This is a genomic window from Novosphingobium sp. BL-S-21 (assembly GCF_055521655.1).
Genome location: NZ_CM145495.1, coordinates 1,989,724 through 2,001,456 on the forward strand (window position 1 = coordinate 1,989,724; position 11,733 = coordinate 2,001,456).

Here is an 11,733-nt window from a genome sequence, read left to right on the forward strand (position 1 = left end):
TTTCTTCTCGTGCCCGGCGATCAGGTCCCTTGCCAGTTCGAAGGATATGCCGGGCCCTTTATGCCATCGCGAATGACATTGCCCGTCGCCCCCACGACTTCCGGATGAGCGGCAAAGAACCGCTTGATCCGATCGACACTGTTCCTCGAGGGCACGAAATCGTCATCGTAAAAAACGATGAGATCATAGTCTGCGGCCAGCCAATCCAGCGCGCGGTTCCGCTGGGCGCAGAGCCCCTTGCTCCCACGAAGAACGTGCAGATCCTGCCGGCCATCATAGCCTTCGGGAATGTCTCCTTCGCCAACGACCGAAAACACCAGCACATCGCGCGGGCAGGATTGCTCCAGCATGAGCTGGTGCATCTGCGCCACGAGTTGCGGCCGGCCAAGGCTGGCCACCACGACAGCCACGCTGAGATGCTCGCCATCGTTGATCGCATTCACGCGCTCGCTCTCCGTTTTCCGGCCCTTGCTCGGATTGTCGGCACCCAGCCACCGGCGCGGCTTTCAACGCATCCGGTCGATTTTCGGGCGAGGCGGGGTGACCGACTCCATCGTCGATGGAGAAACCGGACTGTTCTACCGCGAACAGAGCGTCGATTCCCTGTGCGATGCCATTCGCAGACTGGAAGGCTGGCTGCCTTCCTTCCGGCCCGAAACCGCCATGAGTAACGCCCGCCGCTTTGCGCCGGACGTATTCGATCGCGGCATGTTGCAAGCGCGGGACGCACTGCGTCGCTCTGTTGAACGCGTGGCCTGACGATGGCCGTGCCATTCTCTCCAGGAGATTTCATGGTAAAACGATCGCTCTTGCTGGTCTTGAGCGCCCTGTTGGCAGGCTGCGGCGTGACGCCCACGACCGAGCTGCCACCCGTCGGCGCCGCCCCGCAAGGGCTGGGCGGACCTGGCAGCGAGCGCTGCCGCCCGGGCGGGTATTCCGATCACGTTCGCGGGCGAGGGCAGCGAGCGGGATATCGTCCAGCGGCTGAATCCCAAGGCGGTTCTCCTGGGGCGGCAGGACCGTCACGGCATGGCGCAGGCGGTTTCCACGGCGCGCCTGGCGGTCATGCCGAGCCGCTGGGCACAGCCATTCGGGCTTCGTCGCACTCGAAGCCATCGGTTCGGGCGTGCGCGCCGTGATCAACCACCGCGCTGATCGCCGAGAATGCGGCGGGCCATGGACACGCGGGATATCTTGCGCTTTGCAACACGCCGGAGGACTGGATAACGCAGACCATCGGCCATTACCGCAGCGTCTTGGCCTTATCCGAAGAGAAAGGCGAAGGCGGAGGCGATGCCCCGCCGCCAAGGCCAGCGACAATGGCGCACGGGCCAGAATGCCATCCCGGCTCCCCGGAGACCAACGGTATGAAGCAACCCTATGCCGATGCGTGAGCCGTCCTGCAGCCGCGCCGCTTGCCGGGTGGAGCTTCAGATCGAGCGCCTTGCCGGGGCGGGATCTGGTAAGGCCGCGCATGCTCGCGCGCCGGACCGTGCCAACCAGGCGCGTTCGATGATCGGGAACCTCGTCCGCGCTTCAAGGCCTGGAATAGCGGCATTCTGGCCGCAATACGCGGGGTCAGTACAGGCTGCGCGCCTGCTGCCAGCGCCGATAGCCCAGAACGGCCAGTCCCACCATCGCCGCATAGAGGCCGGCCGTCAGCCACAATTCCTTGAAAACGAACATGCCGACGTAGAGCACGTCCACCAGGATCCAGAGCAGCCAGCTGGCCGCGTGGCGCCGGGCGGTCCAATACTGTGCCACCAGGCTGAAGCTGCTCAGCCCCGCATCCATCCAGGGCAGCGCGGCGTTGGTGAAACGACTCGTGAACCAGCCTATGGCGATGGCCCCCACGGCGCCGGCCGCCAGCCCGATCAGCGCCCGGCCAGGCGGCAGCGGGCTGACGATCACCTCTCCGGCGTCGTCCTTGCCGCGCGCCCATACGATCCAGCCATAAACGATAGCGATCCCGAACAACGCCTGCAGCACCATGTCGGAATAGAGCCGCACGTCGAGGAACAGCTTGAAATAGAGCGCGCAGGCCATGAGGCTGACCGGCCAGCACAGCAGTTGCCGCCGCGCCGTAAGCCAGATGCCCAGGAAGCTGACCGCGACCGCCGTGATTTCCAGCGCCGACATCACGCCGTCACCCCCTGCTCGATCGCCCGAAGGAAGGCCTGCCCGGCGGCGGAAAGAAACCATTCGGCATGACCGAGCAGATAGTCCTGCCATGCCATGTCCGCCTGCGCGCGGTCGTTCAGGATACCGGCGAAGTAGTCGGCCTCGGACAAGGCGAACTCGATGTGTACCAGCGGCAGGAGCCGGGTGAGCGTCTCCACATCGGTTCGGGTCAGGGAAAGTACCGCATGGTATCCCGCAAGGAGCGCCTGGGCGGCCTGCGCATCCGCCGTGAAATCACCGCCCCGGGGCTCCAGCCAAGCCACCGCCGTCCGCTCGATCGCTGTGGCGAGATCGTGCAGCGCGCAAGTCCGCGTCGCCAGCCCGAAGTCGATGACGCTGCTTACACGGCCATCGGCAGACCAGAGCAGGTTGGAGGGATGCCAGTCATTGTGCGTCCACAGCGACGGTTGCTGCGCCAGCCGCGTGGAGAGCCCGCCTGCCTGCGCCGCGAAAAGACGCGCCAGCGCGCCGCGCCAGGGCTTGTCGGCCAGGTAACCGGCCAGCGCCGGGCGGGCGGAAACATAGGCTTCGGCCGCCGCAAGCGGGTCCGGTGCCGGCAGGATGGTGAGGCTGGCGACGAGCGGATGCTTGCCCCGTGGAGCCGCGCCGAAGTCGCGCGCTGCCAGATGCAGGCGCGCCAGCGCAGCGCCCGCCTCGCGGGCATGGCCCGCCGCGAGGAAGGGCGTCCAGGACTGGTGATCGCGGTAGAGATCGATCCCCTCCGCCCTTCGGAGAAGCTCGTAGGTCCACTCGCCTTGCGAGACGATGCCGGTCCCGTCGTGCCCCAGTCCATCCTGCCCGCTCCCGTCCTGCCCGCTTCCCACTTGCGCGGCGACGACTTGCGGCACGGCCAGTCCTGCGCCGCGCAAGTGGGCGATGAAGGTATGTTCCTCGGCCAGGGCGGCGGGCGAACGGACTCGGCGATGGTGGCGCTTGAGAAAGAACGCCCCGCGCTCCGTCTCGACCAGGGCGGCGGCCGAGAAGGGTCGCGGCGAATGCCAGCGCAGCGCGGCAGCGCGCCCAGCGAGCGGGAAGCGCGCAAGCACCATTTCCGCCTCATCCGGCGTGATGGCGGGCCAGGCCGGGGCTTCCAGCGCCGTGCCCATGCCGTGGACGAGATGAGGCGCTGCGCCGCTCACGATCAGAAGGCGCGGCTCAGCGTTGCCACGAAGGCGCGGCCGCTTCCCACGTAATAGGCCGGCGCCGCGCCCGAAATGACCGTGCCGCCACGGCCCACCGTGTCCTGCGCATTGGTGCTGACGGCATAGACGCCGGACAGCACATGCGGGTTGGTCACATTGATCGCGTTGAGCCGCAAGTCCATGCGCTGTGCATCGATCAGGCCGGCCAGGTGCACGCCTACCGAGAGGTCGAGCGTGGCGTAACCCTTGATACTCTCGTCGTTCATGAAAGTGGCGTACTGGCGGACCACGTATTTCAGCGCGGTGCTGCCGAACAGGCGGCCATCGTCGTACGTGCTGCCCATGGCGAACTGGAAGCTGGGGCTGGAAACCGCGTGCTTGCCCTTGGTAGGCAGGAAATCGCCGCCGACCGGCAAGTCGTCATCGAGACGCGCGTGCAGATATTCGCCCGAGAGATAGACGCTGACACCCTTGGCCGGGCGATAGTCGATCTCGCCGTCCAGCCCGTAGGAGGTCTGGCTGCCGCCATTTACGGTGGAATTCACCAGGGCGCCGCCGCTGTTCACCACCGTGGCCACCTGCCGGTTGCGGAAGTGGTAGTGGAAGGCCGTCAGCGAGAAGGACAGGCTGGGGCCGATGTAGCGATAGCCCAGTTCCTGCGAGACCGAGTACTCGTTCTTGAGGCTCGTCGTGCCCGCGCCCACGATCTCGCCGCCATAGTAGCTGTTGTAGAGCGCGAACTCGTTGGGCGTGCGGAAGCTGGTGGTGATATTGGCGAACAGCTGCTGCCGGTCGTTCAGGGTATAGTGCAGGGCCGCGCGGGGCAGGGCCGCGAAGCTGTCCGTGCGCACGGTCTGCTGCGGCCCCGGCAGATAATTGCGGCCGTTGCGCAGCACGTCCACGCCCTTGAAGCCCAGATCGACGACGAGGCGCGGGGTCACGGTGATGCTGTCGGCCAGGAAGAAGGCCTTGGTGACCGTCTCGGTCCGGGCGTTCTCGTAAGCGAGCAGGCGGCCGTCGGCAGTGCGGATCGCCTCGTCCTGGTAGCCCCACTGGTCGAGCGGGTGGCCTTGGGCATCGATCGAGGTGTAGGACTGGGTGACGCGGTCCGTGCCGTAATCGAACCACAGCCCGGCGGTGATCCGGTGCGCGCCGGCCTCGAAAGTCAGCTTGCTCACATCGCCCACGCGGAACTGCTTGCCCGTCCAGTTGCCGAGCACGGTGGCCACGCCGTCCACGGCACCCGGCAAGGTGATCGGCTGGGCCAGTTCCTCGGTGCCCAGGAAATTGCCGGTTTCGCTGAGCTGCGTGCCGTAGGGCGCATTGCCATGGCCGAGCTGGAGATAGGCGCTGCTGTCGAACGTCAGCCGGTCGTTCAGCTTCAGGTGCACCGGGGCGGCGGCATAGAAGTTGCGGAACGGCGCGCGGTAGAGGCGCCAGTAGTTCGTCCCCCCCAGGCTGCCCGAGGCGCCCGTCGGATCGTAGCGCTCATCGTGGTTAAAACCGCGTCCGGCGGCCTGCCAGTCGGCCATGGTGGGGCTGGGATAAGCGGAAGTCTTGGCCTCGTTGAACGAGAGCGACAGGCTGGCACGGTTGCCATCGCCCCATTCGCCCAGCAGCTTGGCATCGACATGCTGGCGCTGGTCGTAGCCCGCGCCGCGCCAGTTGTCCGCGCGGTTGTTCGAATAGGAAACGAAGGCCTTGAGGCCGGTCTTGCCGATCGTGCCGGTATCGAAGCGCAGGAAGGCGCGGCGCTGGTCGTAGGACCCGACCGAGAGATTGACCAGGCCGCCCATCTCCGACCGGGGATCGTCGAGCGAGAGCGAAAGCAGCCCTCCGGCGGCGGCCACGACCGGCGCGTCGATGTCCACCGCGCCCTGCGCCAGGGTGATCTGCCGCACGTTTTCGGCATCGGCGAACTGGGAGGGATAGGCGTAGAAATAGCCGATGTCGTTCTGCGGCGCGCCTTCCATCAGCACGCCGATCTGGTCCTGCCCCAGGCCGCGCAGGGTCAGGCTGGAACTGGTGGAGAGGCCGTAAGGGTCGCTGGAGGAGACATTGGCGCCGGGCAGGAGATTGACCAGCTGGAAGGCATTGAGCGTGGGTGCCTGCTTGACGATGAAGTCGGTGGAGATCGCGCTGACGGCCTTGGGCGCGGTCTGGTCGGGCAGCAGGCCCTCGGGATCGGGGTGGCCGATCACTTCGATGCTGTCGGGCGCGGCGTCGTCGCGCGCATCCGCTTCGGTTTCCGCCATGGCGGAAGGCGCGAGGAACAGGGCCGGGAGAGTCAGCATGGCATGGCCCATGCAGCGGGAAAGGGTATTCATTGCGTCGCGTCCACTCCAATCGGAGGGACAACGGTTCTGCCGCCAGCCCTCCCTACGCCGGTACCAACCGGATCAGGTTCAGCGGGTCGTGGTCTGCTGACCACCTCTCAGCCGCGCGTCAGCGGCCCCCCGGGGATGAGCCGCCTCTAGGCGCTGAAAGGCGCCGTGGGAAGGGCCAATCGCATGGCAGCGCCCCCGCGGTGCGCGGCGCAACTTCGCGTTTCGCACCGGCCAGATTTTCTATTGCCGGACGGCCCGCGCTTGCTTGACGGCGGCGCGCTCTGCCCGAATAACCGGAGTACGGGCGTCCGGTCGGCGATACCCGTCATCGCACTTTGTCGACCCGCGGCATTTGATCGGGATGCAGCTTGCTCCGCGTTACCAACCGCTAAAGCGCGCGATGCTGGGGCGACAACGCCAAGCGTCGTGATCCCTCAGCAACGAGGTGAAAACGATGGCTTCCCCGAATTCCGGCGACACGAGCGCCGCCGATTCCCGTCCCGGCGGCGCGCTCTCCCTGGCCACGAGCGGCGGACCTCCAGCGGCGGGCGATGGGCAGGTGGCGGACGGCGCCGCCACCCCCGGTGACGACTTCTGGAACGTCGAGGATATTGCCGGCGAACTCTCCGAAATCCGCCGCAGCCGGCGCGCGGAAGGCCGCCAGCATGCCGAGCACGGGGCGGAGGGCTTCCCTTCGCGCGTGCGGCTGGCGAAAGTGGCCGAGGAACTCTGCGGGGCGCTGTTCCCGCTGCGGCTCGGCCCGGACTTCGTGCGGCGTCACAATGAAGCGACTTTCGTCACCCAGTCCCTGCAGATCGCGCTCAGCCGGTTGCAGGCGCAAGTCCGGCTGGAACTGCTCTATGCCGCAAAGGAGGCGCGGCAGGCCGTGGAGCAGCGTGCCGACGCGCTGGTGCTGGAATTCTCGCGCCGCCTGCCGGATATCCGCCGCCTGCTGGACCTCGACATCGATGCCGCCTTTCGCGGCGATCCGGCCGCGCGCAGCCTGGACGAAGTGCTGATCTGCTATCCCGGCCTGCTGGCGATCATCCACCACCGGCTTGCCCATACCCTTCACGGGCTGGGTGCGCCGCTGGTGGCGCGCATCCTCTCGGAAATCGCCCATGGCGCCACCGGCATCGACATCCACCCCGCCGCCCGGATCGGGCGCGGCTTCTTCATCGATCACGGCACCGGCGTGGTCGTGGGCGAGACGGCGATCGTGGGGGACAATGTCCGGCTCTATCAGGGCGTCACCCTGGGCGCGAAGGACTTCACGACGGAGAGTTCGGGCGCGCTGGTCCGCGCGCTGCCGCGCCACCCCATCGTCGAGGACGACGGGGTGATCTACGCCGCCGCCACGATCCTGGGGCGCGTGACGATCGGCAGGGGCTCGGAGATCGGCGGCAATGTCTGGCTGACGCACAGCGTGCCGCCGTATAGCCGGGTATCGCAGGCGCGGGCCCTGGTAACGAACGGGCAGACCGGCAACGCGGTGCCGCCGCCCACACCGCTCAACTGAGCGGCCCCCGACGGCAGGCGCGCATGGGAAGCCCGGGACCGCGGCGCAGGATGCACCGCGGCCCCGAAGCTCATTGTCAGAACAGCACCAGCAACCCGCGCGAGGGGTCTACCAGGCCTTCCCAGATCATCTTGCCGGCGACCCAGAGGATCACGAGCAGGCCGACGTAGGCGATCCAGCGATAGCGCTCGATCACGCGCGCCAGCAGGTTGGCGGCAAGACCCATCAGGGCCACCGAGAGGATCAGGCCGATGGCCAAGATGCCGGGATGGTCGCGCGCGGCACCGGCCACGGCCAGCACGTTGTCGAGGCTCATGCTGATGTCGGCCACGGCCACGGCCCAGGCCGCCGCCGCGAAGGAACGCGGCGCGGCGCTGGCGACGGGATCGCCCTCTCCGCCCGCGTCCTCGCGCAGTTCGCGCCACATCTTCCACGCCACCCAGACCAGCAGCAGGCCGCCGGCGAAGACCAGGCCGACAAGCTGCATCAGCTGGGTGACGACAAGCGCGAAGGCGATGCGCAGGACCAGCGCGGCGAGCACGCCGATCAGGATCACCTTGCGGCGCATGGCCGCGGGAAGTCCGGCGGCAAGGGCGCCGACGACGATGGCATTGTCAGCCGCCAGCATCACGTCGATCAGCACGACTTGCCCGAAGGCGGCCAGCGCCGTGGGCGAGCCGAGGTTGGAGAAATCGGCAACGATGTGCTGCCACAGGTCGGTCATGTGGTATTATCCCTGTTGGTCTTGGGGGCTTCTCCAGGCGCCGCGAGCGGCAGCCAGGAGAAAGTCCGGATAGGTCCAGCCGCAGGCGGCGGCGGCAATGGTGGAAAGGCTGTCTTCGTCCTCGCGCCCTGGCCTGCCGGCCCCGGTCAGGTTGGGCTTGGCGTTGACGTCGAAAAGGAAATAGGCGCCCTGGGCATCCGCCCGGCAGTCGATCCGCATGGTCGCACGGATTTCGAGGAGCGCGGCGGCTTTTTCGCAGGCCGCCGTGACTGCGGCGATGGCGGGATCGGCGCATTCCTCGCGCGTCATCGCGGCGCTGTTACGGCTGACGGGCACGTCGCCGTTATAGGGCGCCACATCGCCGATCTGGTCGAAGCGGCGCACCGGCGGCAAGGCGAAAGGACCGGCTTCGCCCGCGCGGCAGGCGGCGGGCATCACGGTAATGGTGATTTCCTGGCCGGGCAGGAACTGCTCCAGCATGATCGCCGCGCCGAAGCGGCGGCTTTCCGCCAGTTCGCGAACCTGCTGGGCCAGTTCCTCACGCGTCCGCGCCACGCCCACGCCCTGGCTGCCGCGACCCCGCAAGGGCTTCACCACGATCGGCACGGCCTGCGCGAAAGGCGCGAGCTGGGCATCGAGATCGCCGTCGCCATCGATCAGCCAGGACCGCGCGACCGGCAGGCCCGCGTCGAGCAGCCGGGCATTGGTGGCGGCCTTGTCGTCGATCTCCTGCATGGCGCGGGGGTCCGGCCCGACGACCCACGCCTTGCGGCTGGCCGCCTCGATGGGGTGGCCGGCGAAGACCACGGTATTGGCCCATAGCAGCGTTGCCCCTGCGTTCAGCGCGGCGGCGATGCCTTCCTCGGTATCGGGCCAGACCCAGTCGAACACGCGGGTAGGGTCGGGGTCTGCCACCGGCGTCGCCAGGGTGCACCCGGCGGCGAGGAGCGCCACGCCGATGTCCGCCCCGCTGTCCGAATAGCCGCCGGGCTTGGCTTCCTTGCGCGCGCCGTCGATCACCGGCGGTTCGAGCGCCTGGTAGAGGATGGCGATGGTCTGTTCGCGGGGGTCGGGCACTGGGGTCATCGGGGGGCTCCCATGATGCGGAAGGAAAGCGGCGCGCCGACGATGACCAGCATCACGCGCACGAGGTGGTGGACGATGACGAAGCCCGCCTCCAGCGAGAGGCTGAGGGCGACCATGCTCATTTCCGCGACCCCGCCGGGTGAATAGGCCAACGCGACGAGCGCCGGGTTGAGCCCCGTAGCCCAGCCGATCGCAAAGGCCCAGCCGAAGGTTATGACAAGCAGGATCGCCGTCGATCCGGCTGCCAGCAGCAGGGTGCGCGCCAATGTCGCCAGGTCGAGGCCGACGAACCGGCAGCCGATGGTCGCGCCAAGGCCGACTTGCGCGGCGGCGACGGCCCAGGCGGGGATGTGGAAATCGGAAAGGCCGGTCAGGTGCACCAGCGCGCTGACGAAAAGCGGCCCCATCAGGTGCCATGCCGGCAGGCGCAAGGTCCGGCCGAGGAGACTACCGATGACCGCGCAGCCAAGGCCCCAGAACAGCAGCGGCCAGCCGGTGGCTTCCGTCGTCACCGGCGCGGCCAGCGCGGTCACCAACGGGGGCGCATGGACGTCCGCCTCGAAAGCCCGGATCAGGAAGGGCAAGATGAAGACCACCAGGAATATCCGCGCGCCGTGGATCAGGCCGACCATGCGCTCGTCCGCGCCGCGTTCGGAGCCCATCAGCACCATTTCGGCAATGCCGCCGGGCATTCCGGCGAAATAGGCGGTCGGCGGGTCGAAGCGGGCGACGCGGCGGAAATAGATGACGCAGAGGAACGCGGCGCTGGCAAGAAACAGCGGCAGCAGCGCGATGGGCACGATCCACGCCGCCGCCTGTGCGAGCAGGCCGGGATGGAAGGCGCTGCCCAGCACCACGCCGATCACCGCCGACATCGGGCGGCGGGTGGCGGAAGAGGCGGCTATCGGCAGGCGGGCGATACTGCCCGCCGCGCAGGCGATCATCGCGCCAAGCACCCAGGGCAGCGGCGCGCCCACCGCCCAGAACAGCGCGCCCCCCGCCGCGCCCAGCGCGAGCGCGGCAAGAAAGCGCAGGATCATGACCGTAATGGTGATCGGCCCCGGGCTGGTCTTCGGCTTCGGCTTCGGCTTCGTTTCCGTTTCCGTTTCCGCCGCCAGCCTCGGCCTCGGCCTCGCTCTCGTCCCATCCTTCGTCATTGCGAGCCCCGCAGGGGCGCGGCAATCCAGAGCGGTGCGGCACCGCCCTGGATTGCTTCGCTACGCTCGCAATGACGAGAGAGGGGGCTACCCTCGCAATGACGAAGGGGCGGGCTACCCTCGCAGTGACGAGCAGGGCCGCAATGACGAAACCGAGGCTGGTGCAACACTGTTACCCCACGAACGGGAACGCCAGCACCAGCATGCCCACCACCGTCATGACCAGGCAGCACAGCGCTGCCGGGACCAGGGTGAAGCGCTGGTGGTCGGCCAGGTCCACGCCGGCAAGGCTGACCAGCAGGTAGGTCGATGGCACCAGCGGGCTGAGCAGGTGGACCGGCTGGCCCATCAGCGAGGCGCGGGCGATGGCCATGGGCTCCACGCCGTAGTGCGCGCCGGCTTCGGCCAGGATGGGCAGCATGCCGAAGTAGAAGGCGTCGTTCGAGATGAAGAACGTGCCCGGCAGGCTGATGAGCGCGGTGATCGGCGCCATGTAGGGGCCGAGGAAGGGCGGGATGAAGTTCACGACCTCGCGGCTCATCGCCTCGACCATGCCGGTGCCCGAAAGGATGCCGGTGAAGATGCCCGCCGCGAAGATCAGCGAGACCACCGCCAGCACGTTGCCGGCATGGGCAGCGATGCGCTCCTTCTGCTCCTTCACATGGGGATAGTTGGCGATCATCGAGATGGCGAAGGCCAGCATCATCAGGATCGGCAGCGGCAGCACGCCCCAGACCAGCAGGACCAGCAGCGCCACGACGAGCGCGGCATTGAACCAGATCATCTTTGGACGGCGCGCCTCAGGCCACTGCGAAACCGCGAAGTCGGCCAGTTCCTGCGGTGTCGCGGCGTGAACGCGGCCGATGCGGCGGCGTTCCTTGCGCCCGAAGTGGATCGCCAGCAGCACCAGGAAGGCCAGGCCCGCGACCATGCCGGGGATCAGCGGCACGAACAGCGTCGAGGGATCGAGCTTGAGCGCACTGGCGGCGCGCGCGGTCGGCCCGCCCCAGGGGGTGAGGTTCATCACCCCGCTCGTCACCATCAGCAGGCAGACGAGGTAGAGCCGGTTCATGTCGTAGCGCTTGTAGAGCGGCAGCATGGCGGCCATCGTGATGATGTAGGTCGTCGATCCGTCGCCATCGAGGCTGACCAGCGCGCAAAGCACCACCGAACCGATCAGGATCAGCATCGGATCGCCGTGCACCAGCCGGATCAGGCGGCCCACCAGCGGGTCGAACAGGCCGGTGTCGGTCATCGTGCTGAAGAACAGGATGGCGAAGAGAAGCATGACGCCGGTGGGCGCCAGCTTGGTCAGGCCCTCGATCATCATGTCGCCCAGCCCCGAGTGGAACCCGGCGAGCAGTGCGAACAGCGTAGGCACGACGATCAGCGCGACCAGCGGCGTCATCCGCTTGGTCATGATGAGCGTCATGAAAGTGGCCACCATCAGGAAGCCGATAAGGGCGAGACTCATGATTGTCCCCGAATGTCTGTCATGGATGTGAAGGGAGCTGTCTGGAAAATGCCCCGAGGGGCATTTTCGGTGCGGCACCGGCCCACGCCCCCACCCGACCTCCCATCCAGGGTACACTGCTGT

At 67.6% G+C, this 11,733-nt stretch carries 10 protein-coding genes and 1 riboswitch; of the genes, 2 read left to right on the forward strand and 8 right to left on the reverse strand.

The genetic code is table 11. The annotated features are described in order from the left end of the window. Positions 1-20: 20 nt before the first annotated feature. Positions 21-443 (reverse strand): glycosyltransferase family 2 protein, encoded by a 423-nt coding sequence (locus ACZ1J6_RS07900; RefSeq protein WP_431568901.1) that lies wholly within the window; start codon positions 441-443, stop codon positions 21-23. Positions 444-540: 97 nt separating this feature from the next. Between ACZ1J6_RS07900 and ACZ1J6_RS07905 the strand changes: the two genes are divergently transcribed. Then, complete coding sequence (locus tag ACZ1J6_RS07905; protein ID WP_431568900.1) at positions 541-759, forward strand: hypothetical protein; 219 nt, start codon at positions 541-543, stop codon at positions 757-759. 819 nt (positions 760-1,578) lie between these two features. On the opposite strand, the gene pnuC is transcribed toward ACZ1J6_RS07905, so the two are convergent. Genes pnuC through ACZ1J6_RS07920 form a run of 3 tightly spaced genes read right to left on the reverse strand, consistent with a single transcriptional unit; the run spans position 1,579 to position 5,578 of the window. After that, complete coding sequence (pnuC, locus tag ACZ1J6_RS07910) at positions 1,579-2,139, reverse strand: nicotinamide riboside transporter PnuC (RefSeq protein ID WP_465127253.1); 561 nt, start codon at positions 2,137-2,139, stop codon at positions 1,579-1,581. After that, the gene (locus tag ACZ1J6_RS07915) at positions 2,139-3,320 is read right to left on the reverse strand and encodes a phosphotransferase enzyme family protein (protein ID WP_465127254.1); all 1,182 of its coding nucleotides are present in this window, start codon (positions 3,318-3,320) and stop codon (positions 2,139-2,141) included. The genes pnuC and ACZ1J6_RS07915 overlap by 1 nt, the downstream gene beginning before the upstream one ends. A gap of 2 nt (positions 3,321-3,322) precedes the next feature. Beyond that, positions 3,323-5,578, reverse strand: coding sequence for a TonB-dependent receptor (locus ACZ1J6_RS07920; RefSeq protein ID WP_465127444.1), 2,256 nt, complete (start codon positions 5,576-5,578; stop codon positions 3,323-3,325). Positions 5,579-5,682: 104 nt separating this feature from the next. After that, a riboswitch (TPP riboswitch) is annotated at positions 5,683-5,792 on the reverse strand. Positions 5,793-6,209: 417 nt separating this feature from the next. Between ACZ1J6_RS07920 and epsC the strand changes: the two genes are divergently transcribed. Then, positions 6,210-7,169, forward strand: a complete 960-nt coding sequence (gene epsC / locus ACZ1J6_RS07925) for a serine O-acetyltransferase EpsC (RefSeq protein ID WP_465127445.1) — start codon at positions 6,210-6,212, stop codon at positions 7,167-7,169. 76 nt (positions 7,170-7,245) lie between these two features. Here the strand turns inward: epsC and ACZ1J6_RS07930 are convergent, their stop codons facing one another. The 4 genes from ACZ1J6_RS07930 to ACZ1J6_RS07945 all read right to left on the reverse strand — a co-directional run bounded on the left by ACZ1J6_RS07930 (position 7,246) and on the right by ACZ1J6_RS07945 (position 11,727). Beyond that, a complete protein-coding gene (locus ACZ1J6_RS07930) occupies positions 7,246-7,893 on the reverse strand; it encodes a YjbE family putative metal transport protein (RefSeq protein WP_132267520.1) in 648 nt (215 codons plus the stop codon). Positions 7,894-7,899: 6 nt separating this feature from the next. Beyond that, complete coding sequence (locus ACZ1J6_RS07935; protein WP_431568897.1) at positions 7,900-8,979, reverse strand: ATP-binding protein; 1,080 nt, start codon at positions 8,977-8,979, stop codon at positions 7,900-7,902. Beyond that, a complete protein-coding gene (locus ACZ1J6_RS07940) occupies positions 8,976-10,019 on the reverse strand; it encodes an AbrB family transcriptional regulator (protein WP_465127255.1) in 1,044 nt (347 codons plus the stop codon). Before ACZ1J6_RS07940 ends, ACZ1J6_RS07935 begins: the two co-directional genes overlap by 4 nt. 289 nt (positions 10,020-10,308) lie before the next feature. Next, positions 10,309-11,727, reverse strand: a complete 1,419-nt coding sequence (locus ACZ1J6_RS07945; protein WP_465127256.1) for a CitMHS family transporter — start codon at positions 11,725-11,727, stop codon at positions 10,309-10,311. Positions 11,728-11,733 lie beyond the last annotated feature (6 nt).

Bases quoted from the DNA above. Each gene is read 5' to 3' on its own strand.
- pnuC (WP_465127253.1), bottom strand. From the start codon at position 2,139: ATGTCGGCGCTGGAAATCACGGCGGTCGCGGTCAGCTTCCTGGGCATC.
- ACZ1J6_RS07920 (WP_465127444.1), bottom strand. From the start codon at position 5,578: ATGGCGGAAACCGAAGCGGATGCGCGCGACGACGCCGCGCCCGACAGC.
- ACZ1J6_RS07930 (WP_132267520.1), bottom strand. From the start codon at position 7,893: ATGACCGACCTGTGGCAGCACATCGTTGCCGATTTCTCCAACCTCGGC.
- ACZ1J6_RS07940 (WP_465127255.1), bottom strand. From the start codon at position 10,019: ATGATCCTGCGCTTTCTTGCCGCGCTCGCGCTGGGCGCGGCGGGGGGC.
- ACZ1J6_RS07935 (WP_431568897.1), bottom strand. From the start codon at position 8,979: ATGACCCCAGTGCCCGACCCCCGCGAACAGACCATCGCCATCCTCTAC.